Origin of the sequence: Nonomuraea sp. GTA35 (assembly GCF_041950525.1) — a bacterium.
Taxonomy (GTDB): Bacteria; Actinomycetota; Actinomycetes; order Streptosporangiales; family Streptosporangiaceae; genus Nonomuraea.
Genome location: NZ_JBGNUV010000013.1, coordinates 351,960 through 377,136, shown reverse-complemented (window position 1 = coordinate 377,136; position 25,177 = coordinate 351,960). Strand labels below are relative to the sequence as shown.

Annotated in this window: 25 protein-coding genes and 1 riboswitch; of the genes, 11 read left to right on the top strand and 14 right to left on the bottom strand. The window is 71.9% G+C overall.

Annotated elements, in window-relative coordinates:
* The first annotated feature begins 62 nt into the window (after nucleotides 1-62).
* Nucleotides 63-207: riboswitch (cyclic di-AMP (ydaO/yuaA leader) on the top strand.
* Between the two features lie 6 nt (nucleotides 208-213).
* Nucleotides 214-1,170: a coiled-coil domain-containing protein gene (locus ACBJ32_RS44530; protein WP_375131970.1), complete on the top strand. Its 957-nt coding sequence runs from the start codon at nucleotides 214-216 to the stop codon at nucleotides 1,168-1,170.
* A 13-nt stretch (nucleotides 1,171-1,183) separates the two neighbouring features.
* Here the strand turns inward: ACBJ32_RS44530 and ACBJ32_RS44525 are convergent, their stop codons facing one another.
* From ACBJ32_RS44525 to ACBJ32_RS44495, 7 genes are all read right to left on the bottom strand, one after another.
* Complete coding sequence (locus tag ACBJ32_RS44525) at nucleotides 1,184-1,849, bottom strand: response regulator (RefSeq protein ID WP_375131968.1); 666 nt, start codon at nucleotides 1,847-1,849, stop codon at nucleotides 1,184-1,186.
* Nucleotides 1,846-3,114 carry a sensor histidine kinase gene (locus ACBJ32_RS44520; RefSeq protein WP_375131967.1) on the bottom strand — a complete coding sequence of 423 codons (1,269 nt, stop codon included), beginning with the start codon at nucleotides 3,112-3,114 and terminating at the stop codon, nucleotides 1,846-1,848. The genes ACBJ32_RS44525 and ACBJ32_RS44520 overlap by 4 nt, the downstream gene beginning before the upstream one ends.
* A gap of 118 nt (nucleotides 3,115-3,232) precedes the next feature.
* Nucleotides 3,233-4,381, bottom strand: coding sequence for an alpha/beta hydrolase family protein (locus ACBJ32_RS44515; protein ID WP_375131966.1), 1,149 nt, complete (start codon nucleotides 4,379-4,381; stop codon nucleotides 3,233-3,235).
* 6 nt (nucleotides 4,382-4,387) lie between these two features.
* On the bottom strand, nucleotides 4,388-5,806 hold the full coding sequence (locus ACBJ32_RS44510) for a S41 family peptidase (protein ID WP_375131965.1): 1,419 nt from the start codon (nucleotides 5,804-5,806) through the stop codon (nucleotides 4,388-4,390).
* On the bottom strand, nucleotides 5,803-6,852 hold the full coding sequence (locus tag ACBJ32_RS44505) for an ABC transporter permease (RefSeq protein ID WP_375131964.1): 1,050 nt from the start codon (nucleotides 6,850-6,852) through the stop codon (nucleotides 5,803-5,805). The genes ACBJ32_RS44510 and ACBJ32_RS44505 overlap by 4 nt, the downstream gene beginning before the upstream one ends.
* Nucleotides 6,849-7,727: an ABC transporter ATP-binding protein gene (locus tag ACBJ32_RS44500; protein ID WP_375131963.1), complete on the bottom strand. Its 879-nt coding sequence runs from the start codon at nucleotides 7,725-7,727 to the stop codon at nucleotides 6,849-6,851. The genes ACBJ32_RS44505 and ACBJ32_RS44500 overlap by 4 nt, the downstream gene beginning before the upstream one ends.
* A gap of 98 nt (nucleotides 7,728-7,825) precedes the next feature.
* Nucleotides 7,826-8,140 carry a hypothetical protein gene (locus ACBJ32_RS44495; RefSeq protein ID WP_375131962.1) on the bottom strand — a complete coding sequence of 105 codons (315 nt, stop codon included), beginning with the start codon at nucleotides 8,138-8,140 and terminating at the stop codon, nucleotides 7,826-7,828.
* 106 nt (nucleotides 8,141-8,246) lie between these two features.
* On the opposite strand from ACBJ32_RS44495, the gene ACBJ32_RS44490 reads away from it, so the two are divergent.
* Together ACBJ32_RS44490 and ACBJ32_RS44485 are read left to right on the top strand one after the other, a co-directional pair.
* Nucleotides 8,247-8,900: a response regulator transcription factor gene (locus ACBJ32_RS44490; RefSeq protein ID WP_375131961.1), complete on the top strand. Its 654-nt coding sequence runs from the start codon at nucleotides 8,247-8,249 to the stop codon at nucleotides 8,898-8,900.
* Nucleotides 8,897-10,018 (top strand): sensor histidine kinase, encoded by a 1,122-nt coding sequence (locus tag ACBJ32_RS44485; protein WP_375131960.1) that lies wholly within the window; start codon nucleotides 8,897-8,899, stop codon nucleotides 10,016-10,018. Before ACBJ32_RS44490 ends, ACBJ32_RS44485 begins: the two co-directional genes overlap by 4 nt.
* Here ACBJ32_RS44485 and ACBJ32_RS44480 read toward each other — a convergent pair.
* Nucleotides 10,008-11,312: an RIP metalloprotease gene (locus tag ACBJ32_RS44480; protein ID WP_375131959.1), complete on the bottom strand. Its 1,305-nt coding sequence runs from the start codon at nucleotides 11,310-11,312 to the stop codon at nucleotides 10,008-10,010. The two genes, ACBJ32_RS44485 and ACBJ32_RS44480, sit on opposite strands and share 11 nt — an antisense overlap.
* 154 nt (nucleotides 11,313-11,466) lie before the next feature.
* Here ACBJ32_RS44480 and ACBJ32_RS44475 point away from each other — a divergent pair, with 154 nt between their 5' ends.
* Nucleotides 11,467-12,063, top strand: coding sequence for a response regulator transcription factor (locus tag ACBJ32_RS44475; RefSeq protein WP_357877548.1), 597 nt, complete (start codon nucleotides 11,467-11,469; stop codon nucleotides 12,061-12,063).
* Nucleotides 12,064-12,294: 231 nt separating this feature from the next.
* On the opposite strand, the gene ACBJ32_RS44470 is transcribed toward ACBJ32_RS44475, so the two are convergent.
* Nucleotides 12,295-13,407 carry a PP2C family protein-serine/threonine phosphatase gene (locus ACBJ32_RS44470; RefSeq protein ID WP_375131958.1) on the bottom strand — a complete coding sequence of 371 codons (1,113 nt, stop codon included), beginning with the start codon at nucleotides 13,405-13,407 and terminating at the stop codon, nucleotides 12,295-12,297.
* Nucleotides 13,408-13,525: 118 nt separating this feature from the next.
* Between ACBJ32_RS44470 and ACBJ32_RS44465 the strand changes: the two genes are divergently transcribed.
* Nucleotides 13,526-14,752 (top strand): GNAT family N-acetyltransferase, encoded by a 1,227-nt coding sequence (locus tag ACBJ32_RS44465; protein ID WP_375131957.1) that lies wholly within the window; start codon nucleotides 13,526-13,528, stop codon nucleotides 14,750-14,752.
* 15 nt (nucleotides 14,753-14,767) lie between these two features.
* On the top strand, nucleotides 14,768-14,914 hold the full coding sequence (locus tag ACBJ32_RS44460) for a hypothetical protein (protein WP_357877556.1): 147 nt from the start codon (nucleotides 14,768-14,770) through the stop codon (nucleotides 14,912-14,914).
* Between the two features lie 57 nt (nucleotides 14,915-14,971).
* Here ACBJ32_RS44460 and ACBJ32_RS44455 read toward each other — a convergent pair whose 3' ends face one another.
* A complete protein-coding gene (locus ACBJ32_RS44455; RefSeq protein WP_357877558.1) occupies nucleotides 14,972-15,439 on the bottom strand; it encodes a ribose-5-phosphate isomerase in 468 nt (155 codons plus the stop codon).
* A gap of 95 nt (nucleotides 15,440-15,534) precedes the next feature.
* Between ACBJ32_RS44455 and def the strand changes: the two genes are divergently transcribed.
* Together def and ACBJ32_RS44445 are read left to right on the top strand one after the other, a co-directional pair.
* Entirely contained in the window at nucleotides 15,535-16,020 is a 486-nt protein-coding gene (gene def, locus ACBJ32_RS44450) for a peptide deformylase (protein WP_357877561.1), read from the top strand.
* Nucleotides 16,021-16,029: 9 nt separating this feature from the next.
* Nucleotides 16,030-16,761, top strand: a complete 732-nt coding sequence (locus tag ACBJ32_RS44445; RefSeq protein ID WP_375131956.1) for an SDR family oxidoreductase — start codon at nucleotides 16,030-16,032, stop codon at nucleotides 16,759-16,761.
* 39 nt (nucleotides 16,762-16,800) lie between these two features.
* On the opposite strand, the gene ACBJ32_RS44440 is transcribed toward ACBJ32_RS44445, so the two are convergent.
* Entirely contained in the window at nucleotides 16,801-18,204 is a 1,404-nt protein-coding gene (locus tag ACBJ32_RS44440) for an aldehyde dehydrogenase family protein (RefSeq protein WP_375131955.1), read from the bottom strand.
* A gap of 97 nt (nucleotides 18,205-18,301) precedes the next feature.
* Nucleotides 18,302-18,919 (bottom strand): disulfide bond formation protein DsbA, encoded by a 618-nt coding sequence (locus ACBJ32_RS44435; RefSeq protein WP_375131954.1) that lies wholly within the window; start codon nucleotides 18,917-18,919, stop codon nucleotides 18,302-18,304.
* Nucleotides 18,920-19,008: 89 nt separating this feature from the next.
* On the opposite strand from ACBJ32_RS44435, the gene pepN reads away from it, so the two are divergent.
* The 3 genes from pepN to ACBJ32_RS44420 all read left to right on the top strand — a co-directional run bounded on the left by pepN (nucleotide 19,009) and on the right by ACBJ32_RS44420 (nucleotide 24,241).
* On the top strand, nucleotides 19,009-21,570 hold the full coding sequence (pepN, locus tag ACBJ32_RS44430) for an aminopeptidase N (protein WP_375131953.1): 2,562 nt from the start codon (nucleotides 19,009-19,011) through the stop codon (nucleotides 21,568-21,570).
* Between the two features lie 90 nt (nucleotides 21,571-21,660).
* Nucleotides 21,661-23,196, top strand: a complete 1,536-nt coding sequence (locus ACBJ32_RS44425) for a serine/threonine-protein kinase (RefSeq protein WP_375131952.1) — start codon at nucleotides 21,661-21,663, stop codon at nucleotides 23,194-23,196.
* 91 nt (nucleotides 23,197-23,287) lie between these two features.
* Nucleotides 23,288-24,241, top strand: a complete 954-nt coding sequence (locus tag ACBJ32_RS44420) for a hypothetical protein (protein WP_375131951.1) — start codon at nucleotides 23,288-23,290, stop codon at nucleotides 24,239-24,241.
* Nucleotides 24,242-24,446: 205 nt separating this feature from the next.
* On the opposite strand, the gene ACBJ32_RS44415 is transcribed toward ACBJ32_RS44420, so the two are convergent.
* Complete coding sequence (locus ACBJ32_RS44415) at nucleotides 24,447-24,809, bottom strand: DUF5130 family protein (RefSeq protein ID WP_357877582.1); 363 nt, start codon at nucleotides 24,807-24,809, stop codon at nucleotides 24,447-24,449.
* Nucleotides 24,810-24,842: 33 nt separating this feature from the next.
* On the bottom strand, nucleotides 24,843-25,133 hold the full coding sequence (locus ACBJ32_RS44410; RefSeq protein ID WP_357877585.1) for a hypothetical protein: 291 nt from the start codon (nucleotides 25,131-25,133) through the stop codon (nucleotides 24,843-24,845).
* Nucleotides 25,134-25,177: the final 44 nt, after the last annotated feature.

Below are 25,177 nucleotides of genomic sequence, written 5' to 3'. Positions count from 1 at the left end.
TCTAGTTAAGGTCGCATTACTCGTGATCTACCACTAATATCCCCATATGCACCGGCCGTAACGGCCGCAGCATGCCTAATCCCGGGCGCCTCGCCCGGGAGCCGGGGACCCAAACCGCACCTGGGGTGAATCCGCTACGGCGGTAGGGAATCGCACCTCCCATGCCCGAACCCGTCAGCTAACCCGGCCGGCAGAGGGAGAGGAAACATCCACGTGGCGGCTTCGTCCCCCGCGATCCTTGCCATCGGCCTCATCACCGCCACCGCCGTCGCCCTGTCGGCGGCCCCCGCCTCGGCGGCGCCCAAACCGACGGAAGCCGAGCTCCGTACCCAGCTCAAGCAGCTCAACAGCAAGGTCGACAAGCTCATCGAGCAGTACAACCTCAAGCGCGTCGAGCTGGCCAAGGCCCAGGAGGCCGCCAAGACGGCCGCCGCCAAGCTGGCCGCCGCCGAGCAGACACTGGCCGGCGCCGAGCAGCGGGTCGCCGACATCGCCCGCCTGCGCTACCAGAACGGCGACCCCTCCTCGCTGCCGGGCTTCATGCTCCCGACGGACGCCGACAGCGCCGCCCTGCTCGAACAGCTCACGGCAGAGCAGCAGGCGCTCGTCGCGATCGTGGCCAAGGCCCGCGACGACAAGAAGAAGGCCAGCGAGGAGGCCGCCGCGCTGGCGGCCAGGATCAAGTCGGACGCGGCCGAGGTGGACGAGCAGCGCGACGAGGCCGAGGACGTCATCGAGGACATCAAGGACAAGCTCGAAGACCTCATTCCGTACGGCACGGGCCGCAACGCCAACGGCACCTGGGCGCCCGAGCTGCCCACGGGCACCGACAACATCACCTCCCGTACGCGGCTGATGAAGACCCAGGTGGAGAAGAACTTCTCGCTGCCGTACGCGGTGGGCTGCTTCCGCTCGGGCTCCAGCGGCGAGCACCCGCTCGGCCGGGCCTGCGACTTCATGATGAGCGCGGGCGGCGCGATGCCCACGGCCGTGAACAGTGCGCTCGGCGACCGGATCGCGGCCTGGGCGATCAAGAACCAGGGCAGGCTGGGCATCAAGTACGTGATCTGGAAGCAGCGGATCAACCAGGGGTCCGGCTGGCGCGCCATGTCCGACCGCGGCAGCGTCACCGAGAACCACTTCGACCACGTGCACATCTCGATGAACTAGCGAGCCGAAGGGGTCAGGGCCGCCCGGGCGCTCGCGGGACGAGCAGCCCCCGGTTGAACGCCTCGGTGACGGCTGCGGCGCGGTCGCCCACGCCGAGCTTGGCGTAGATGTTCAGCAGGTGGCTCTTGACCGTGGCCTCGGTGATGAACAGCCGGGCGGCCGCCTCACGGTTGGTGTTCCCCGCCGCCACGAGTTCGAGCACCTCCAGCTCACGCCGGCTGAGCAGTTGCGGCGCGGGTGTCCTGACCCGGTTCATCAGCCGTGCCGCCACCGAAGGGGACAGCACGCTGTCGCCCTTGGCGGCGGCCCGCGCGCCTCGCAGCAGGTCCTCCCGGGGAGAGTCCTTGAGCAGGTAGCCGGTGGCGCCCGCCTCGATCGCCGGAAGGACGTGGCTGTCGGTGTCGTAGGTGGTCAGCACCAGCACGCGCGCCGTGACGCCGAGCCTGGTCAGCTCCTTGATCGCGGTGAGCCCGTCCATGCCGGGCATGCGCAGGTCCATCAGGATCACGTCGGGCCCGGCCTCCTGGGCGAGCCGTACGGCCGCGGCGCCGTCCGCGGCCTCGCCCACCACCTCGAACCCGGGCGCGGAGGCGAACATGCTGCTCAGCCCGTCCCTGACAACGGGGTGGTCGTCCGCGATCAGCAGTCGGATCGGCGTCTCGGCCGTGTGGTCGATCATGCGTGGCTCCCGGTCGGCGGAGTGGGGACGCGGGCGGAGATCCCGGTGCCCAGGCCCGGCTCGGACTCGATCTGCAAGGTACCGGACAGTCCTTCGACGCGCTGGCGCATGATGGTCAGGCCGAAGCCGCCGCCGGACGGCTGCCGTGGCATGGCCGTGCCGGCTTCGAGTCCCGCTGGTTCGAAGCCCCTGCCGTCGTCGCGTACGTCCAGCGCGACCTCGTGCTCCAGGTAGGACAGGGTCACCCCGACCCTGGTCGCGTGCGCGTGCTTGGCCACGTTGGCCAGTGCCTCCTGTGCCGTGCGCAGCAGCGCGAACTCGGCCTCCGGTGTCATCGGCCGTACCGTGCCGGTCGTCGTGACGTGCACGGGCAGCCCGTGCAGCTTCGACCACCGGCCGGCGACGTCGGCGAGCGCGTCGCTCAGGCGCGCGGTCCGCAGCGGCTCGGGCCGGAGCGCGTCGACCGAGCGCCGCGCCTCGGCCAGGCTCTCCCTCGCCAGGTTCTTGACGGCGTCGAAGGGCCGGCGCCACGGCGCCGGGACCTCGTGCATCTGCTCGGCCGCCTGGAGCTGCGCGATGATGCCGGTCAGGCCCTGCGCCAGGGTGTCATGGATCTCGCGGGCCATCCGCCGGCGCTCGTCGAGCACGCCCGCCTCCCTGGCCCGGGCGAGCAGCTGGGCGTGCAGGCCGGCGTTCTCGGCGAGCGACGCCTCCAGCAGCCGGTTCGTCCGGCTCAGTTCCTCGAGGGTCTGCTCGCGCCGCTCCTCCTCCCTCTCGGCGACCCGCAGGACCCAGGCGCAGGCGCACATCATGACGATGTTGAAGGCGACGATGGTCACCAGCATCGCCACGCCGAACGCGTCCGTCTTGGGGATGCCGGACGCCTGCGCCGTGCCGGCCAGGACCGCTGCGCCGGCCACGCCCAGCAGCCGCCACGGCCAGCGCAGGACCGTGAAGGAGTAGATGTAGGCGGCAGGGGTGAAGAGCCCGAAGGCGGGTTGGCGGGCCACGAGGACCGCGGTGAGCACGAGCAGCCCCGCGACGAACACTCCCATGATCCGTGGCCGGCCCCACCAGCCGGGACGCAGGGTGAACATGCCGAGCATCCACGCGGCCGCCAGCCCGCACAGGCCGAGGTCGACGAGCAAGGAGCCGTCCACCCCGTCCGCCATGATCACCAGGATCGCGACGAGGAGCACCAGCAGCGCGTACGGCACCACGTTGACCAGAAGGAACGGCGGCTGTTGCGGAATCTTCCTGCTCACGGCTCCCTCTCCCGGCAGGATTCTATTCCCGGCGGAACCAGCGGATAGCGGCGAACGCGCACACCACCGCGTACGCCGCCAGGGCCAGGGCCCTGGATGCACTCCACGGCCCGTGGGATCACCCGCACGCCGAAGGGCAGAACCTCACCTCGGGGTAGCGCGATGACGGCTTGTCCAGGAGCGGCCGCCGCTGCGCCTTCAGGTGCTGGTCGAGGAAGGCCGCCACGTACGTGCGGGTGAGCTCGGCGGAGCGCTGCGCGGGCAGGGCGCCGTAGGCGGGCGTGATGCCGAGGGAGCCCTGCAGCAGCGGGCCGTCGGTGAAGGACTGGTGATCCGCGCCCGTCACCACGATCCAGCGTTTCCACCCGGTCAGCAGCTTCCAGTCACGCTCCCACGAGGGGTCCCGGCCGCCGGGGACGTGCTCCGGCGCGCCCACGAACAGGAACGGCCGGGAGAACCCGCTCTTCGGGATCCGGGCGTACGTGGTGCCGTCCAGGTTGATCCCCGCGCGGATCCGGGGGTCACGCACCATGGCCGCCAGGGCGCTGGCCCCGCCGATCGACTGCCCCGCCATCGCGATCCTGGAGCGGTCGAGCACCGCGGAGCCGTCCCACTTCGACGGGAGCTGGTCGAGCACGAACGAGACGTCCGCCGCCCGGCCCGCCACCACGCCCGTGCCGAAGCCCGTGTCCGCGTCGCTGTCGCACGCCAGGCACCCCGCGACCGTCCCGTCGGCCAGGGTCGTGGCGTAGCTCTCGTAGGGGTGGTCGATGCCGGCCACCACGTACCCGCGGCTGGCCAGGTCCTCGGCCAGGGACGTGAGCGTGCTGACCGGCTTGGTGAAACCGGGCGAGAGCACCACCAGCGGCAGCTCCCGCCCGGCGGGCTCGGCACCGGCGACGGCGTTCGTCCGCGTCCTGCTGAGCGTGTCCGACGGGACGGCCGCGCTCCTGACCCCCTTCAGCAGGAGCTGCGACTCCTCGGCCGACATGTACGGCGCCCGCTGCCCGTCCCGCCGCTTCGCCGGGTACCACAGCGTGACCTTCAGTTCCCTGGCGTCGGCGTCCAGGTTCCAGGGGTCGGGCCGGGAGGTGTCCTTCAGGTGCAGCACAGTGGTGCCGACCGGGTGATCACCCGTGGGCGCGGGCAGGGTGGCGGGGCCGGACGGCGGGGGTGACACGGCGGCTGGTCTGGGCGGGGTGGGCGCGGTGCAGGCGGATGCCGCGAGGACGGCCAGCCCGGCGAGCGCCACCGCTATCGGTCTCATGTTCCCTCACTCGTGCAGCAGGGTCAGGGCGTGGGCCAGGGCGGGGTCGCGCCCCGCCGCCGCGTCACGCGGGGTCGGGGACACGTGGTGGTCGGGCGGCACGCCGATCCGGTCCACCACCTCGCGGTTCGGGCCGAGGTGGTGCTTGGCGGGGAAGCTCAGCACGGTGTTGTCGGCCAGCAGGTACGGCTGCGCGGGCCCGGAGATGACGCCGGCCGTCCTGGTGCCGACCAGGTGGCCGATCCGCAGGTCCTTCACCGCGGAGCTGACGTGCTCGCACGCCGAGGCGCAACTGCGGTCGATCAGCACGGCCAGCGGCAGCCCCAGCAGCTCGACGGTGTCGTCGGTGCGGAAGGCCTCGCACGTGCCGTCCACGGCGCACTGGTACCCGGTGACCTTGCCGTGGACGAACGCGCTCACCAGCCGCACCGCCTCCGCGGGGATGCCGCCGCCGTTGCCGCGCAGGTCCAGCACGACGCCGGTGAGCGTCCTGCCCTCGCGCATCCGGGCGATCGCGTTGAGCGCCCGCTTCGCGGAGTCGGGGGCGAACCCGGACAGCCGTACGTAGGCGATGTCGTCGTCCAGCAGCTTCGACCGCACCACCTGCAGGGCGGCGAGGTCCCGCTGGTAGAGGCCCGGTTCGAGCGTCACGGTCCAGCGGCGGCCGGTGCTCTCCCGCAGCAGCCCGAGCCGCACCGGGCGCGCTTCCGGGTAACCGGGGTAGAGGGCGGCGATCGCGGGCGTGGGCTCGCCGTCGATGAAGGGCGCCGAGCCGTTGATCGACTCGATGACGTCGCCCGGGCGCACCCCTGCGGCCTGCGCCGCGCCGCCCTGCACGGCGGTGACGAACAGCGGCGGGACGGCGGCGCCCGGGTTGCCGTCCACCTGGGGGCCGTTGATGTTCGCCTCGAGGCCCAGGCCGTAGCCGTCGCCGTCGTAGTGGTCGGGGTGCCGCCTCGCGCCGTGCGCCCAGCGGGCGTGGTTGTCTCCGAGACTGGCCACGACGGCTTCGAGGGTGACGACCGCCAGCCTGTCGCGCAGGTCGGGGACCTGGTCGGTGATCTTCCTGTAGACGGCCTCGAAGGCGGCCCAGTCGGCCTTCCTGTCGCCGGTCAGCGCCGGCATGGTGGCCTCGGGCACGTCGCGGCCGTTGCGGTTGAGCTCCTGGGTCAGGGCGACGAATCCCGAGGTGAGCAGCGTGCGGGCGTCGAGTGTGGCGCCGCTGTAGTAGTGGGTGAGCAGGCAGAGGTAGGCCTGCTCGATGACGTCGATCGTGGTGGCCGTCTCCGCCCCGGGAGCCCCCTGGGGGCTCGCGCAGACCGTACCGGCGGCGGTGCTCGCCTGGGGGCGTGGCGGCGAGGGTGCCGTGCAGGCCGCCGCCAGGAGGAGGGCGAGCCCGGCTGTCACCGTCCTGATGACGGTCATGACAGGCGCCTCCTGATCCACCAGAAGGACGACCAGGTGAGGCCGAGGGTGAGCAGCGCGTAGATGCCGGTCTCGATCCACTGCAGCGGCCAGAAGCGTTCGAGGGGCTGGTAGGTCGCCTGCTGGCGGTAGCCGAGGCGGTTGATCTCGACCATGCACGCGCTGCCGCCCTGCGGTCCGGCTCCCGACAGCGCGCAGGGCCCCGACGTGGTCGAGACCGGGACGACGCCCATCTCGCCGCTGGCGGCGATCTTGCGCCCTGACGGGTCGACGAGATCGCTGGACAGGACCCAGGAGCCCGTGCGCCCGGGGATCGCCGCTGTGAGGTTCACCGAGAAGACGCCCTCGCGGCTGATGCCCAGCCCGTCGATGTTCTCCCTGCCGAGCTCGAAGGTGGCCGTGACCGGCGGGATCAGATGGGGCCTGGCCAGGAGGGGCATGGTGATCTGGACGGCGGCGAAGACGACCAGGGTCAGCGCCATCGCGGGCAGGGTGCGGCGTACCAGCATGCCCACGGTCACGCCGAGGGCGAAGGCGAAGGCCGCGTACCCGAGGGGGGCGATCCCGCGCGCGCTGAACACCAGGGGGTCCATGAGCGCGAACCCCTCGGGGGCGGACTGGTCCAGCGGCCCTGCCCACCACGTCACCGCCAGGCCGCTGACGCCGGCGGCGGCCGTGGCGACCAGGCCGGTGAATCCGAGCTTGATCATCAGCCATCGGGTCCTGGTGATGCTCTGGTTCCACACCAGCAGGTGCGTGCCCGCCTCCAGCTCGCGGGTGATCAGCGGCGCTCCCCAGAAGAGCCCGACCAGGGCGGGCAGGATCAGCACGACGAGGGTGCTCGCCAGGAACGGCATCTCGTAGTCGTCGAAGAACCGGTCGTAGAAGTTCTCGCAGTCGTCGCCCGGTGTGCAGGAGGCGAGCCCGGCGGTGTAGTCGGCGGCCACCCCCGAGCCGGTCACGAGCAGGACGGCGGCGAGCAGCACGAGCAGGACGGCCGTCATCGTGGCCGCGCCGCGGAACTGCCGCCAGGTCAGCCAGATCATCGCAGGGCCTCCAGGTCGGCGGCGGTGGAGTGGTCCATGTAGGCCAGGACGAGGTCCTCCATGCCGAGCCGGCTGACCGTCCAGGCCGGGTCGGCGACCGGGGCGTCGCCGTGCACGACGAAGGTGCTCTGCCGGTCGGTGTGCCGGGCGGAGACGACGTGCCCCCCGGTGGGCGGGGTGCCGTCGGCGCGGCGCGGGCCGGTGAGCCGGTGGTGGGCGGCCAGCAGGTCCTCGGCCCTCCCGGCGACCCGGACGCGCGAGTCGACGAGCACGATCAGGTAGTCGCAGGTGCGTTCCAGGTCGGAGACCAGGTGGGAGGAGAGCACCACGCTGAACCGGTGCTCGGCGGTGGCCTCCATCAGGCCCTGCAGGAAGTCGCGGCGGGCCAGCGGGTCGAGCGAGGCGACCGGCTCGTCCAGGATCAGCAGGTCCGGCCGCTTGGCCAGGCCGAGGGTGAGGGCGAGCTGGGCGCGCTGGCCGCCGGACAGCTTGCCCGCGCGGTGCGCGGGGTCGAGGCCGAGCCGCGCCATCCGCTCCCGCGCCAGCGCGGCGTCCCAGCCGGGGTTGAGCCTGGCGCCCAGCCGCAGGTGCTCGGCCACGGTCAGGGCGGGGTAGACGGGGGTGTCCTGGGCCACGAAGCCGACCCTGGCCAGTTGCGCGGGACCGGCTGCGGGGCGCCCGCCCAGCACGCCGATGCCGCCCGCGGTGGGCTCCAGAACGCCGGTGGCCAGCTTCAGCAGCGTGGTCTTGCCGGCACCGTTGGGGCCCACCAGGCCGACGACGTGGCCCTGGGGGATGTCGATGGTGCAGTCGCGCAGCGCCCAGCGCCTGCCGTACCTCTTGCCCAGCCCCTGCGCCTCTAAGACAGAAGTCACGCCATGTCCTCCTGAGCAGCGTTTATCGGTTTATCTAGTGTCCTAGTACTTTAGGAAGGCGCATGTATGGGGCCGGTAAAGAGGCACGTGCGAGGCCGCTAGAACGGCAGCGGCGGGGCGGACGGCGCCTGCGGCGGGGCGGGCAGCCAGGAGCGGGCGGGCAGCAGCGACTCGCACGCCCGCAACGCCGCCCCGTACGTGCCGGACAGGACGTCCACGCGCTCGCCCTTGATCTCGAGGTTGATCAGCCCTTCGGGCGAGAACGTGACCTCGGGGAAGCCGGGCAGCCCGTGCGAGCGCATGCAGGCCGTGAACGCCCTGCCGTCCTCGGAGGGCGCCGCCTCGGCGGCGGGGAGTCCGCTCAGCGCGGCGACGAGAACGACTCCCGCCAGGACCATCTTTCTGATCATCATGCCTCCGTATGTCTCGGGTGACCCCAGGCAAGCCGGGCGGCGGTTACAGGGCGGTGACGCCGATGGTTACCCCGCTGTAACCCCCGTTGCGGGCATCCTGGGGATCATGCGGGTGTTGGTGGTCGAGGACCACGAGGAGCTGGCCCTGACGGTCGCCGCGGGGCTGCGCCGCGAGGGCATGGCCGTGGACGTGGTGCTCGACGGGCCGGACGCGCTCGAACGCGCCGGCGTCCACCACTACGACGTGGTCGTCCTCGACCGGGACCTGCCCGGGCTGCACGGTGACGAGGTGTGCCGGTCGCTGGCCGCCTCGGGGAACCCGGCGCGGATGCTGATGCTGACCGCCGCGGGGACGATCGACGACAGGGTGAGCGGGCTCGGCATCGGCGCCGACGACTACCTGCCCAAGCCGTTCGCCTTCGCCGAGCTGGTCGCACGGATCCGGGCGCTGGCCAGGCGGTCGCAGCAGGCCCTGCCCGCCGTGCTCGTCCACGGTGACCTGCGGCTGGACCCGGCCACCCGGATCGCCACCCGCGACGGGCGCCGGCTGCCGCTGAGCCCCAAGGAGTTCGCCGTCCTGGAGCTGCTGCTGGCGGCCCAGGGCGCGGTGGTCTCCGCCGAGCAGTTGCTGGAGCGCGGCTGGGACGAGTTCGCCGACCCGTTCACGCACACCGTGAAGGTGACGATCAGCCGCTTACGCCGCAAGCTCGGCGACCCGCCGCTGATCGAGACGGTCCCGCAGGCCGGATACCGGATATGAGGCGGACCGTACGCCTGCGCCTGACCGCGCTCTACGGCGGCCTGTTCCTGATGGCCGGAGTGGTGCTGGTCGCGCTCATCTACCTCCTGGTCAGGTACTCCCCCTTCCCCGCGCCACCGGCCGCCCCCGCGCCGTTCGGCGGGCTCGCCGTGCCCGTCCCCGCCCCGCGGGCGGCCCAGTCCGACACCTTGAGCAGGCTGCTGGTCAACTCCCTGATCGCGCTGGCCGTCATGGCGTGCGCGGCGATGGTGCTGGGCTGGCTCATGGCCGGGCGCGTGCTGCGGCCGCTGGGTGAGATGACGGCGACCGTACGGCGCATCACGGCCGACCGGCTGGACCGGCGGCTGGCCGCGTCGGGGCCCGACGACGAGCTGAAGGGGCTGGCGGACACGTTCGACGAACTGCTGGACCGGCTGGAGGCGGCCTTCACCGCGCAGCGGCGGTTCGTCGCCAACGCCTCGCACGAGATGCGTACGCCCCTGACGCTGCAGCGCGCCATGGCCGAGGTCGCGCTCGCCGATCCGGAGGCCGACGCGGCGGCGCTGCGCGGCGTGCTGGAGCGCGTCGTGGCCGCCGGCAAGCACCAGGAGCGCCTCATCGAGGCCCTGCTCGTGCTGGCCCGCAGCCAGCAGGGCCTGGCCCGGCGCGAACCCCTCGACCTGGCCGTGATCGCCGGGCAGGCCCTCGACGAGCATCCGGGGATCAGCCTCGAATCCGACCTCGGCCCGGCGCCCGCGTCCGGCGACCGCGCCCTGATCGAGCGCCTGGTCACGAACCTGCTGGACAACGCCGTGCGCTACAACGTGCCCGGCGGCCGGGTCGAGGTGGCGACGGCCACGCGCGCCGGCCGTTCCGTTCTCAGGATCGCCAACAGCGGCCCGATGATCCCGCCCGACCAGGTGCACCTGCTCCTGCAGCCGTTCCAGCGCCTGGACAGCGGCAAGCGGGCGAGCGGCGACGGGCTGGGGCTCGGCCTGTCGATCGTGGCCGCCATCGTCGAGGCCCACCACGGCACGATGGACGCCCGGCCCCTGCCGGGCGGCGGACTCGACGTCACCGTCACCCTGGAGCAGGAGCACGGCGCCCGCGCGGGCGCGGGCACGGTGCTCAGTTCGTGAGCGTGAGCGGGTTGACGAGGTCGGCGTAGACGAGCAGGCCCGCCATGATCATCATCACGATCGCGATCGCGTACGTCAGCGGCAGCACCTTGGCGATGTCCACGTACTTCGGCTCCGGCCGCCGCATCACCCTGGCGTAGGCCCGCTTGACGCCCTCCCACAGGCCGCCGGCGATGTGCCCGCCGTCGAGCGGCAGCAGCGGGATGAGGTTGAACATGCCGATCGCCAGGTTGAAGCCGGCCAGCAGGTTCACGAAGATGGCGATCTTCTTCTCGGTGGACAGGTCGGAGGCCAGGATCTCGCCGCCCATGCGGCCCGCGCCGACCACGCCGACCGGGCCCTCGGGATCGCGCTCCTCGCCCGAGAAGGCGGCGTGCCAGACGCCGACCATCTTCTCCGGCAGGTTGAGCAGCGAGCTCGCCACCCTGCCCGTCAGCTCGCCCATGTAGCCGATGACCTGGCCGATGCTCTGCTGCTGCATGACCTCGGTGGGCAGCACGCCGAGGAAGCCGACGTTCTTGTCGATCTTTTGGGGGTCCGCGAGGTTGGGCCGGTCCTGGGCGATGAGCGTGACGGCGAGCGTCATCGGCTTGCCGTCGCGGACGATGCCGAGCTGCACCGGGCCGGGGCCGTGGGAGCGGATCAGCCGGGTGGCGTCCTCCCAGGAGCCGATCTGCTTGCCGTTGAAGCTGACCATGCGGTCGCCGGGCTTCATGCCCGCCTGCGCGGCCGGGGTGGGCCTGTCGGTCGCCTGGCACTGGGTGCGCTGCTCCGAGATCGGGATCACGCACGTGTTGGTGTCGGGCGAGACGATCGGCGCCCAGGTCGGCAGGCCGATGCCGACCAGCAGGATGGTGAAGAAGATGAAGGCCAGCACGAAGTTCATCGCCGGGCCGCCGGACATGATGATGACCTTCTGCCACCACTTCTTGCGGTAGAAGACGCGGTCCTCGTCGCCCGGCCGCACCTCTTCCTGGGCGGCGTCGCGGGCCGACTCGATCAGGCCCTGCCACGGGCCGGTCGCCGTGCTCCTGAGCCGGCCCGGCTCGTCGCCGGGGCGCGGCGGGAGCATGCCGATCATGCGGATGTAGCCGCCGAACGGGATCCACTTGATGCCGTACTCGGTCTCGCCCTTGCGCCGTGACCACGCCGTGGAGCCGAAGCCCACCATGTACTGGGTCACCCTGACGCCGAAGAGCTTGGCGGGCACCAGATGGCCGAGCTCGTGCAGCGCGATGGAGACCATCAGGCCGAGGAGGAAGAGGATGATCCCCACGACGTAGAGCCAGTTCATCTAGGCGCGCTCCCCGGCAGACGACAAGGACAGACGAAAGGACCGACAGCCCCAGAGTAGTCGAACTCCCCACGCGTCATGGCGTACCGCATTTCCTTGGCATTGACAGTCTGCGATCGCGCGATCACCCTGGGAGACGACGGAGGGGGACGTCTTGATCCGCATACTGATCGCCGAGCATCTGCCGTTGGTGCGCCGTGGCCTGCACGCCACCCTTGGAGCCGAGCCCGACCTGCGGGTGGTGGCCGAGGCCGTACGCGCGGAGGAGGTGGTGCGCGCGGCGCTGTCGTCCGAGGCCGACGTGGCCGTGGTCGATCTCGACCTGCCGGGGCCTGCCGTGACCGGCGACCTGGCCGAGCACGTGCCCCGGTGCGGGGTGCTGATCCTCTCGGCCGCGCCCAACCCGGGGCAGGTGCGCGAGGCGCTGGCCGGGCCCGCGCTGGGGTTCATGAGCCTGTGCGTGCCGCCGGAGCGGCTGGCCGAGGGGGTGCGCCAGGTCGCGGCGGGGCGGCAGGCCATCGAGGCGGAGCTGGCCGTGGCCGCGCTGCAGTGCGCGTCCAACCCGCTGACCAGGCGGGAGCTGGACGTGCTGCGGATCGCGGCGGGCGGGGCGCGTTCGACGGAGATCGCCGACGAGCTGTTCCTGTCGGTGGGCACGGTGCGTAACCATCTGTCGCGCATCATGTGCAAGACGGGCGCGCGCAACCGGCTGGACGCCGTACGCATCGCCAGCGACTGCGGGTGGTTGTGAGGAGGATCCGGCACTGTGACGGGCCCGGTGGAGCCGCGCCGCTCCGCCGGGGCCCGAACACCTAGAGGATCTCAGCCGGGCCGAGCCGCTGCCAGTGACCGCCGTCACGACCGGCCCGTGTAAAACGTCACGGGTTCACGGGCACCTTCACGCGCACTCTCACGAGCACCTTCCCGGCCGCCTTCACGAGCACCTTCGCGGGCGCCTTCACGAGAACCTTCACAGGCACCTTCACGGGCGCCAGATGAGCACCAGCGCGCAGTCGTCGTTGTGGCCGGAGGACATGGCGTTGACCAGCGCCCTGGCGCCGTCGCGGAAGCCGGAGGGCAGCAGCCGCTCCGCCTCGCCGAGCAGCCGGTCGAGGCCGGCGTCGATGTCGCGCCCCGGCTGCTCGATCAGCCCGTCGGTGAACAGCAGCAGCGCGTCGCCCTTGCGCAGCGTGCCGCTGTCGGGCTCGCAGTGCAGGTCGGGCACCACGCCGAGCACCACGCCCTTGGCCGAGGCGACCTGCCAGTTGCCCGTGCCCGCGTCGAACTTGACCACCGGCGGATGCCCGGCCGAGGTGATCGTGTAGTCGCCCGTCGCCAGGTCGAGCCGTACGTGCACCGCGGTCACGAACCCCTCGTCGCCCCGCTGCCTGTGCAGGTAGGCGTTGCACGCGGGCAGGAAGTCGTCGACCGAGCCCAGCAGCCCGCCGAACGTGCCCGACAGCAGCAGCGCCCTGGTGCCCGCGTCGACGCCCTTGCCGGACACGTCGACCAGGGCGATCTCGACGGAGTCGCCGTCGCGCATGGACACCAGGAAGTCGCCGCCGAACGACGACCCGCCCGCCTGCTTGAGCACCACCTTGCCGCCCCAGTCCTTGGGCAGCGGGGGCAGCTCGCCCTGGCTCCTGAGCCGGTCGCGCAGCTCCAGCAGCATGGCGTCGCCGCGCAGGCCCTGCACGCCCAGCTTGCCCCTGGTACGGGCCATGAGCACGGCGAGCACGGCGGTGAACGCGATGGTCACGGTCAGCCCCAGCCCGACCCGGCCCGCGCCGAGGTTGGCGGCGACGTAGCCGAGCGCGACCCCGACCCCCACGAGCAGCTTGACCAGGCTGGCCAGCCTGAGCTGGAGCCCGCCGACGAGGGTGACCAGGATGAGCAGGGAGGGCGAGAACCACTCGTTGGAGACCTCGGCCGCGAGGAATCCGATGACGAGTGCCACCACGACCAGCGTGCTGAGCAGGTTGCGATCGCGGGCCAGCGCGCGCCGGACGAACCGCACGACAGGCACCAGCCCAGGCACCCGCACCAGGGCCGCGCGGACCCGTGGCGGGATCAGCGGCGCCGGACGGGAACTCATGATGCGCCTGACTGTATCGGTCTGACCCGTGTTTGGGCAGCCCACTTGACCAACGCCTTGATCATTTAGGCCGTATATTGGGTGGCCGTCCCCCTTTGCCCGCTCATACCGTGGACGGATGACGTACCCCATCCGCCCGATTGACGAGTCCGAGTGGCCGGCCTTCGCCAGGGTGAACGAAGAGGCGTTCGGCTGGACACCCCATCCCAAGCAGGCCGAGCGGTACAAGGCGCAGACCGAGTTCGACCGGACCCTCGCCGCCTTCGACGGCGACCAGATCGTGGGAGTCACCGGCGTCTTCAGCCTCACGATGACGGTGCCCGGCAGGCAGCTCCCCGTCGCGGGCGTGACCGCCGTCAGCGTGCTGGCCTCCCACCGCCGCCGTGGCGTGCTGTCGTCGCTGATGCGCAGGCAGCTCACCGACATCCGCGAGCGCGGCGAGTCCGTGGCCGCCCTCTACGCCTCCGAGTCGCTCATCTACGGCCGGTACGGCTACGGCCGAGCCGCCGGGGAGCTGGCCTTCAAGGTCGACACCCACCGCTCCGCGTTCGTCCCCGGCGCGCCGCAGGATCCCTCGCTCCGGCTCAGGGTCGCCAAGCCCGCGGACGTACGCCCGGAGCTGGAGAAGCTGTTCGCCTCCGTCGTCACGCGCCGGCCCGGCCGGTACGAGCGCAAGCCCGAGTTCTGGACCGCGGTGCTGGCCGACGAGGAGTACGACCAGCACGGCGCCGGGTCGCTGCGCTCGATCCTGGCCGAGGACGACGGCGGCGTGCGCGGCTACGCCCTGTTCCGCATCAAGCCGTCCTGGGACGAGACGGGCATCCCCGACGGGACGCTGAAGCTGCAGGAGCTGGAGGCCGCCGACCCCGCGGCCTACGCCCTGCTCTGGCGCAGCGTGCTGGACCGCGACCTGGTCTCCACGGTCGAGGGCGGCAGGCCGGTGGACGACCCGCTGATCGCGCTGCTGGCCGACCAGCGCCGGCTGCGCGCGCGGTGGTCCGACGAGCTGTGGGTACGCCTGGTCGAGGTCGACAGGGCGCTGGCCGAGCGGGCGTACGCGGCGCCGGTGGACGTGGTGATCGAGGTCCAGGACGACGTGTGCCCGTGGAACGCCCGCCGCTGGCGGCTCACCGCCGACCTGACGGGCGCCGAGTGCAAGCCGGTGGACGAGGAGCCGGACGTGACGCTGCCGGTGGCCGCTCTCGGGTCCGCGTACCTGGGTGACGGCACGCTGGGCGAGCAGCTCGACGCGGGCCTGCTGCGCGAGCACTCATCCGGCGCGGTGCGCAGGCTGGCCACCGCCATGTCGTGGGGCCCGAAGCCGTGGGCGGGGCTGACGTTCTGACGTAGGCTCGACGGTATGGCGCTGCAGAGTTTGCAGATCACGGCGGTCGTCGCCATGCGCGCCCGCGACGTGTCGAGGCCGTCGAAGGATCAGCAGGAGGCCGCCGACCGGCGGCCCCTGCGCGACGAGATGCCCAGGCGCGACTCCAAGCGCAAGGGCTGAGAGCCGGAGGGGCCCGCACCGCACGGGCGGCGGCCCCTCCGGGCGCTCAAGGGCGCTCTAGGGAAGCGAGGGCAGCTGGCCGATCGTCTCGTACGTGGTCAGCTGCGCGATGCGCCTGCTGTGACGCTCGCTGCCGGAGAACGACGTGCCCAGGAAGACCTCCACGAACCGGGTGGCCTCCTCGAGGGAGTGCATGCGGGCGCCGACGCTGATGACGTTGGCGTTGTTGTGCTCGCGGGCCAGGCTCGCCGTCTCCTCGCTCCACGCCAGGGCCGAGCGGATGCCGCGCACCTTGTTGGCGGCGATCTGCTCGCCGTTGCCCGACCCTCCGATGACCACCCCGAGGCTGCCGGGGTCGCCGGCGACGCCCTCCGCCGCCCGCAGGACGAACGCCGGATAGTCGTCCTCGGCGTCGTAGACGAAGGGACCGCAGTCGGTCACCTCGTGCCCGTGGTCCTTCAGCCAGGACACCAGGTGGTTCTTGAGCTCATAGCCGGCATGGTCGGCACCGATGTAGACACGCACCCGTCCAGTCTTCCACAGCCCCGCCGATCGGGCTCGCCCGCTAGAGTAAGGGCCTCCATCGCAGTCCAGTCCTTACACCGCGAAAGCAGAGAGCCATGCGAGAGATCCGCGTCATCGGCGATCCCGTCCTGCGCACGCCCGCCGAGCCCGTGACGGACTTCGACCGGGAGCTGCGCCGGCTGATCGACGAGATGTTCCAGGCCATGTACGCGGTCAACGGCGTCGGCCTGGCGGGCCCGCAGATCGGCGTGTCGCGGCGGCTGTTCGTCTACGACATCGCCGGGCGCAAGGGTCACGTGATCAACCCGCTGCTGACCGTGGACGACCCCGAGGACGTGCTCGACGAGGAGGGCTGCCTGTCCGTGCCCGACCGCCGGACCCGCCAGCCGATCTACGCCACGGTCGCCCGCGCCGCCGGCGTGACCGTCGAGGGCCTGGACCGGCTGCAGCGTCCCGTACGCGTCAAGGCCCGCGGCTCGCTGGCCCGGTGCTTCCAGCACGAGACCGAGCACCTCGACGGCAAGCTGTACGTCGATCGCCTGCCGCGCAATGAAGCGCGGGAGATCATGCTCAAGGCATAGCTTGGCCCCATGAGCGTACTTTCTGGAAAGGGCGCAGTGGTCACCGGAGGCTCCCGGGGCATCGGCAAGGCCATCGTGGAGCGACTGACCAGCGACGGCGCGGAAGTCGTCTTCTGTTACCAGAGCTCCGCCGAGGCCGCCGAGCGGGTGGCCAAGGAGACGGGCGCGCACGCCGTGCGGGCCGACCTCGGCAGCAAGCAGGACCTGGAGCGGCTGTTCGCCGAGGCGGAGGCGCGGCTGCCCGGGCTGGACATCCTGGTCAACAACGCCGCCACCAACGAGTTCAAGAAGCTCATCACCGACCTCACCGACGAGGAGTACGAGCGGGTGTTCGCGGTGAACACCAAGGCCGTCTTCCTGGCCCTCCAGTGGGCCGGCCGGGTGATGCGCGACGGCGGGCGCATCGTCAACATCTCCTCGCTGAACACGCAGGTGCCCGCGCCGGCCCTGGCGCTCTACTGCGGCTCCAAGGGCGCGATGGAGCAGTTCGCGAAGGTGGCGGCGCGGGAACTGGGCCCGCGCGGGATCACCGTCAACACCGTCTCGTCGGGGGCCACCGACACCGACATGCTGCGGGAGGCCAACCCGCCCGAGGTGCTGGAGCGGACGCCTGCCATGACCGCGCTGCAGCGGCTGGGCAGGCCCGACGACCTCGCCGCGGTGGTCGCGTTCCTCGCCGGGCCCGACGGGCGGTGGGTCACCGGGCAGAACGTGCTGGCGACCGGCGGCCTGTTCCTCTAGCCGTTGCTTCGGGGGGCCGCCCGCTCCCCGAAGGACCGGCTACAGCTGCAGCGACTTGACCTCGAGGTACTCCTCCAGCCCGTGCTCGCCCAGCTCGCGGCCCACGCCCGACTGCTTGTAGCCGCCGAACGGCGCCAGCGGGTTGAACCGGCCGCCGTTGATCGACACCTGGCCGGTGCGCAACCGGCGGGCGACCCCGACCGCGTGCTCCTCGGTGCCCGCCCACACGGCGCCCGCCAGGCCGTACTTGGTGTCGTTGGCGATCTCGACGGCGTTGTCCTCGGTCGTGTACGGGATCAGCGACAGCACCGGGCCGAAGATCTCCTCCTGCTCGATCGTCATCCCTGGCTCCACCGCCGCGAACACCGTGGGCTCGACGTAGTAGCCGCGCTCGTGCGGCCGCTCGGTGCCGCCCGCCACGAGCCGGGCGCCCTCCTCCTGCCCGCGGTTGACGTAGCGGACCACGCGGTCGCGCTGCGCCGCGGAGACCAGAGGGCCGATCTTGGTGGACTCGTCGAAGGGGTCGCCGACCCGGTACCCGCGCGCGGCCTCGACGGCCAGGTGCACGGCCTCGTCGTACTGGTCGCGCTGGACGATCATGCGGCTCCACGCCGAGCAGGTCTGGCCGGCGTTGACGAAGCAGTTGGCCACGCCGACCTTGACGGCCAGTGGCAGGTCGGCATCGGGCAGGATGATGTTGGCGGACTTGCCGCCCAGCTCCAGCGCGACCCGCTTGACGGACTCGGCGGCCAGCGCGGCCACCCTGCGGCCCGCGGCGGTGGAGCCGGTGAAGGAGACCATGTCCACCTCGGGGTGGGTGGCCATGGCCTCGCCCACGACCGGGCCTCGCCCGCTGACCAGGTTGAACACGCCCGGCGGCAGGCCCACCTCGGCGAAGATCTCGGCCAGCGCGTACGCGGCCAGCGGCGCCACCTCGCTCGGCTTGAGCACCACGGTGCACCCGGCGGCGAGCGCGGGGGCGACCTTGCACACGATCTGGTGCAGCGGGTAGTTCCACGGCGTGATCGCGGCGACCACGCCGATGGGCTCCTTGACCACCAGGGAGTTGCCCACGCGGGACTCGCGCGGATGGCTCTCGGCGAGCTGGGCGAAGGAGGCCAGGACGGTCGCCGGCATGAGCGTCTGCACCTTGAGTGCGAAGCCGAGCGGCGCCCCCATGTCGGTGGCGATCGTCTTGGCGATCCCGTCGGAGCGCTGTTTCAGCAGGTCGGCCGCGTGGGCGAGGAGCTTGCCGCGCTCACCGGCGGCCGCCCGCGACCATTCGGGGAAGGCCTTTCTGGCGGCGGCCGCGGCCGCCTCCACGTCGTCGGGAGAGCCCGCGGGCACCCGGTCGATGATCTCTTCGGTTGCCGGGTTGACGACCTCGATGGACTCGTCCGATGCCGAAGCGGTCCAGGAGCCGCCGATGTACAGCTGACGCATAGGGCCATCCTGACAGTGACTCACGCCACATGCGAGGGCTCATCCTGACTCCGGGATAAGCCCTTTGCACCGCCACCGGCTTTCTTACCCCGGCGTATCAGTCGAACTGCGGGCGCTTGGTACGGGTGCGCTTCAGCTCGAAGAAGTCGTCGTACTGGGTGACCATGAGCACGCCGTCCCAGAGCCTGCCCGCGTCCTCGCCCCGGAGGATCCTGGTGATCACGGGACCGAAGAAGGCGTTCTCGCCGACGCGGATGATCGGGGTGCCGACCTCCTGGCCGACGAGGCCGATGCCCTCGTCGTGGGAGGCGCGGATGGCGCCGTCGTACTCGTCGGAGTGCATGGCCTCGGCCAGGCCGCGCTCGAGGCCGGCGTCGTCCAGGGCGCCCTCGATGACCTCGCGCAGGCGCTCGGGGTCCTTGATGCCCTGGTTGTGCAGGCGGGTGCCGAGCCCGGTGTAGAGGGGGCCGATGACCTGCTCGCCGTGCTTGGCGGCGGCCGCGGCGACCGTCCTGATGGACCCCATGGCCCTGGCGGCCCGTTCGAGGTAGTCGGCGGGGACGTCCTTCTCCTCGTTGAGGAAGTAGAGCGACATCATGCGCCAGCGGGGCTCGATGGGGCGGACCTTCTCCACCTCCAGCAGCCAGCGCGAGGTCACCCACGCGAACGGACAGGAGGGGTCGAACCACAGGTCCACGGGAATCTTCTCAGTCATGTCTGCCCGTAACCTGAGGTGGTTCGGGTCCTATTCCCGGCATGGCAGGATACGGACAACCCCGACGAAGTGGTGAAAAGGAGCGCAACTTGGCAGGCAACCTGACCCGGGAAGAGGCTCGTGAGCGCGCCCGGCTGTTGAAGGTCGAGTCGTACGACGTCGCACTCGACCTGACGGAGGGAGAGGAGCGCTTCGAGAGCGTCACCACGGTCCGTTTCACCAGTACCACTCCGGGGGCGTCCACCTTCATCGACCTCCACGGCGCGAACCTCCGCAAGGTCACGCTCAACGGCGCCGACCTCGACGTGTCGGCCTACGACGCCGACAAGGGCCGATTCCCGCTCCCGTCGCTCGCCGCGTCCAACGAGCTGGTCGTGGACGCCGACTGCACGTACATGCGCACCGGCGAGGGGCTGCACCGCTTCGTCGACCCCGTGGACCAGAAGGTCTACCTGCACAGCCAGTTCGAGACGGCCGACGCGCACCGCATGTACGCGTGCTTCGACCAGCCCGACCTCAAGGCCACCTTCCAGCTCACGGTGCTCGCGCCGGCCGACTGGGAGGTCATCTCCAACTCCGCCGCCACCGGCGTCGAGGAGCTCCCTGAGCAGGCGGGCAAGCACGGCACGATCCAGGCGGCCCGGCGGTGGGAGTTCGCCCCGACGCCGGTCATCTCCACTTACATCACCGCGCTGGTAGCAGGTCATTACCACAAGGTGACCTCCGAGCACGACGGCATCCCGCTGGGCATCTACTGCCGCTCCTCGCTGGCCGAGCACCTCGACGCCGACAACATCCTCGAGGTCACCCGCCAGGGCTTCGACTTCTTCCACCGCGTGTTCGGGGTGCGCTACCCGTTCGGCAAGTACGACCAGCTCTTCGTGCCCGAGTTCAACGCCGGCGCGATGGAGAACGCGGGCTGCGTGACGTTCCTGGAGGACTACGTCTTCCGCTCCCGCGTCACCGACGCCGTCGTCGAGCGCCGCGCGGAGACGATCCTGCACGAGATGGCGCACATGTGGTTCGGCGACCTCGTCACCATGCGCTGGTGGGACGACCTGTGGCTGAACGAGTCGTTCGCCACCTACATGTCCGTGCTCGCCCAGGCCGAGGCCACCCGGTGGAACCGGGCGTGGACCACGTTCGCGAACGTGGAGAAGTCCTGGGCCTACCGCCAGGACCAGCTCCCCTCCACCCACCCCATCGCCGCCGACATCCCCGACATGCAGGCGGTCGAGGTCAACTTCGACGGCATCACGTACGCCAAGGGCGCCTCGGTGCTCAAGCAGCTCGTGGCCTACGTCGGCCTCGACAACTTCCTGGCCGGCGTGCGCGACTACTTCGCCGAGCACGCCTGGGGCAACACCGAGCTGGAAGACCTGCTCAACGCCCTGGAGCGGACGTCGGGCCGCGACCTGTCCTCCTGGTCGAAGGAGTGGCTGGAGACCTCCTGGGTCAACACGCTGCGTCCCGAGTTCGAGGTGTCCGGGGGCCGCTTCACCAGCTTCGACGTGCTGCAGGAGGCGCCGGCCGAGCACCCGACGCTGCGCTCCCACCGGATCGCGATCGGCCTCTACTCGCTGGCCGGCGGCAAGCTGACCCGGACCAAGCGGGTGGAGCTGGACGTGGTCGGCGCCCGTACGAGCGTGAGCCAGCTCATCGGCGAGGAGCAGCCCGACCTGGTGCTGCTCAACGACGACGACCTCACCTACGCCAAGATCCGTCTCGACGAGGACTCGCTGCGGACGCTGGTGAACGGCGGCATCGCCGCGTTCACCGAGTCCCTGCCGCGCGCCCTGTGCTGGACGGCGGCCTGGGACATGACCCGCGACGGCGAGATGTCCACCCGCGACTACGTCAAGCTGGTGGTCTCCGGCGTGGCCACGATCAGCGACATCACGGTCCTGCAGACCGTGCTGCGGCAGGCGCGCCTGGCCGTGCAGCAGTACGCCGACCCCGCCTGGCGGGCCGAGGGCATGTCCGTGCTGGCCACCGAGCTGCGCGCGCTGCTCGGCTCGGCGGAGCCCGGCTCCGACCAGCAGCTCTCGTTCCTGCAGGCGTTCGCCGCCGTGGCCACCTCCGAGGAGGAGCTGGACCTGCTGCAGGCCGTCCTCGACGGCACTTCGGTGCCCGAAGGGGTGACCGTGGACGCCGACCTGCGCTGGACGCTCGTCCAGGCGCTCGTCTCCGGCGGCCGCCTGGCGGAGGAGGGTATCCAGGCCGAGCTGGAGCGGGACCCTACGGCGAAGGGTGAGCGCTCGGCCGCGCAGTGCCGGGCCACGATCCCGACCGCCGAGGCCAAGCAGGCGGCGTGGGCGCAGATCGTCGGCGGCAAGCTGGCCAACGCCGTCGCCCGCGCCATGATCGGCGGCTTCCAGGACCCGCACCACCCCGAGCTGCTGGCGCCGTACCGGGAGAAGTACTTCGCCGAGGTCGGGCGGATCTACCAGGAGTGGACGTTCGACCAGGCCTCGACGTTCGCCGTCGGGTGCTTCCCGTCGCTGCTCATCGAGCCCACCACGGTGCGGTCGGCGCACGACTTCCTGTCCACCGCGCAGCCGCCGCAGGCGCTGCGCCGGCTCATCCTGGAGGGCGCCGACGGCGTCCGCCGCGCGCTGCGCAACAGGGAGACGGACGCCGCCTCGGCGTGACGGCCTGACCCGGCCGGCCCGCGCCACGACGGCGGGGCCGGCTGCGCCGACATGACGATGGCATCCAGGGCGCGGTGTTAGCCTCGAAACGTGCTAGGCCCGGGGTCCTCCCTCAACGACCGCTACGTGCTCGGCGCCCGCATCGGTGGCGGGGGCATGGGCGAGGTGTGGCGTGCCGACGACACGGTCCTCGGGCGCACGGTGGCGGTCAAGGTGCTGATGCCCGCGCTCAGCGAGGACCCCACGTTCGCCCAGCGCTTCCAGAACGAGGCCAGGGCCATGGCCACGCTCACCCATCCCGGCGTGGTCGACGTCTACGACTACGGCATCTGCGACGTCGCGGGCCGGCGGGTGAGCTTCCTGGTCATGGAGCACATCCAGGGCGAGTCGCTCGACCGCGTGCTGCGGCGCGGGCCGCTCGGGGTGGCGGCCACCATGCGGCTGGTCGCGGAGGTCGCCGACGCGCTGGCCGCCGCGCACGCGCAGGGCATCGTGCACCGCGACGTCAAACCGGCCAACCTCATGGTCAAGCCCGGCGGCAGCGTCGTGCTCACCGACTTCGGCATCGCCCACTCGGCCTCCGCCGGCCAGCTCACGGCCACGGGGACGATGCTCTGCTCGGCCGGCTACTGCGCGCCCGAGATGGCCACCTCCAACGAGGTGACGCCCGCGGTCGACGTGTACGCGCTGGGGGTGGTGGCCTACGAGTGCCTGACCGGCCGGCTGCCGTTCCAGGGCGACACCCCCATTCAGATCATCTTCAAGCACCTCAACGCGACGGCTCCCCGGCTGCCCGACGAGGTGCCTGCCGGGGTGCGGCAGGTGGTGGAGCGGGCGCTGGAGAAGGCGCCCGACGGACGATGGCGGACGGCACCGGAGATGGCCGAGGCGGCGCGCGCGGCCCTGACCGCGCCCGGGTCCGCCTTCGACGGGATCGGCTCGTCCACCGCGGCCGTTGCGTACGGGCCGGCCGCGGGCGCGCAGGGCGCCGCCGCTGCGCCGGGCTCCTCACCCATGGCCGGCACGCACCGGATCGCCGGTGCGGCGGGGGCTTCTCCCGGAATCGGGACGCCCGGGAGCGGAGTGTCCGGCCTCGGCGGGATGCCTGCCCCTGATGCCGGTGGCATGCCTGGCGGCGGCGGGATGCCGGACACGCTGACCGCGCCCCGCAGGACGGCGTCGTTGCGGCGGCGGCGGACGCTGCAGGTGGTGGTCACCATGTCGGCCGCCGTGCTCGTGTCGGCGGCCGTGGCCGGGTTCGTGTGGTTCCGGCCCGTCGAGCAGGCGGTCCGCGACCAGGTGCCCCCTCCCCCGGTCAGCGTCAGCAGCCCGGTGGACCTGCCGCCCACCACGCCGTCGACCGGCGGCGGCAGGAAGCACACGACAGAGCCGACCAAGCGCGGGCCCACGCCCCGCGCGACGCGGCCGACGCAGCCGCCCTCCCCCAGCCCGACGGTCACCACGTCCAGCCCGGCGACCGAGAGCCCTTCGGCCACGCCCACCACGTCCGAGCCCGAAGAGCCGACGCCGGAGCCGACGACGCCGGGCCCCGAGGAGCCGACGCCCGAGCCCACGATCACCGGCCAGCCCGGCGAGATCCAGTGCATCCGCGCCCCTTGCCCGTGACCGCCCGCCCGCCGATGCCCGGCTCGGCCGGGTGGCGACACCCATGGGCCTCATGTCCGTAATCGCTCGCTGATCGTGAGAAAGTCATCGCGTGGACTCGACTCGTGACCTGTTCGTCGCCCTTGCCCGCCGTTATGCCTTCGCCGATCTCGGCGCGCTCGCGCCCGCCGCGGAGATCGCGGAGGTGTGCGAGTTCGGGCAGCGGCTGCTCTCCCTCGACGCCGAGGACTTCGCGGCCGAGGCGCGAGTGGTGCCCGCCGACCTGCGGCGGCGCGCCAGGGCCTGCCACATGCCGCAGACCCCGCGCGAGCAGCCTCGGGGGGCGCTGGAGTCGCTGCGACCGGCGTACGGGCTGCTGCTGGAGGTCATCGCCGTACGGTGGCACCGGCGCGAGCTGAGCCCCATGATCGCCGCGGTGCACATCGCCAGCGAGTACCTGCCGCTGCTGGCCTTCGAGCCGCAGCTCGGCCATGCCGGCGATCCGGCGAGGTGGCCGGTGGGGCTGAGCGCGGCGGGGAGCAGGTTCGGCGTGATCGGCGACCGGGAGTGCGACCACACCAAGTCCGAGCAGTCCGCCACGAACCGGACGCTGCGGGTCTCGGCCGAGCCGTCCGAGGGCTGGCGGGCGTACTTCGACCGCCAGCACAGCCAGGTGGCCGGGGCGCTGGGCGTGTGCGTGGCCACCTGCCGCAACCCCTGCACGGCGATGGACTGGATCGAGCCGGAGCCGCGCGCCGACCTGCAGTCGCGCGCCCGCACGGCGCTGGCCTTCGCCGAGACCCCGCTCGTCCGGCTGCGCCATGCGGCGCCGGTGGGGCACGGGTTCGGGGTGCCGTCGCCCGAGGAGGTGCTCGACGCCTGGGAACGCAGCCGCGCGGTGCTCGACAAGAACCCGATCGGCACCTCGGCGCTGAAGGAGGACGGCTTCCCGCTGCCCGGCCTGCCCTCGCTCTTCTCGGCCATCGCCGACGCGCCCATCGAGCCGGCGACCCTCCTGAACGGCGTCAGCGAGCACGTCGTCACCCTGCTCGAACGCCGGTCCTGACTCCTGTCACCCGCCCTCGAACGGCACCGCGGTGGGCGAGCCGTCGCTCACCCCGGCGCGGTCGCCGGTGGCACGCCGCCCGGACGATTCGCCGTGGCGTGCGACGCAGCGGCGCGCCAGCCGGACGGTCGGCGGACGGGCGGTCGGCGGTCGGCGGTTGGCGGTTGGCGGGCGACGGTTGGCGGCGGTTGGCGGCGGGCGGTGGTCAGCGGCGGGCGGTGGCTTGCTCGCCGAGCGCGCCGATCCCGTACAGCAGGCCGCCGATCAGGTCGCCCACGCTGAACGCCGTGGCCATCGACATGGCCGTCAGCCGGCACGCGCTGTCGCTCAGCCGCCTGCGCGCGTTCTCGCCCGTCACGATCTCGATCGCCCGCCCGTTCGGGTCCACGAACACCACCACGGCGTCGTCGGCCTCCTCGCCCAGGGCGGCGTGCAGCCGCTCGGCGAAGTGCCGGCGCCCGCCCACCGGGTCACCGAGGAACACGCCGAACCGCAGCCCGCTGCGCCGCTCCGCGGTGTGCAGGGCCTTGCGTACGTCGTCGCCCTGGGCGGCGGTCAGTCCCTTCATGGTCACCTCACCATCCCGCCCCTCATGGCCGTCTCACCATCCCGCCGAGGCGCCGCCGACGTGCCTGCCGGGCTCGGCCGTCTCGGCGGCGCTCACCCAGTCGTGCTCGGGCACCTCGGCCCAGTGCGCCACCCTGTCGGCCAGCACGAGGCCGGACGTGCTCACCCCGCGCTCGCTCCTGGAAGGGCCTCCCAGCCACACGGGGCCCGCTTCGATCCGGCGCTGCGCGCCGCGCCCCGGCACCATGACGAGCAGGGTGATCAGCACGAACAGCCCCATGGACACGCCGATGAGAAAGAGCAGGATCTCCGCTGCGCTGTTCACACCAAGACCGTAAACCTCGTCAGCGGGCTCGGCCAGACCCGTCG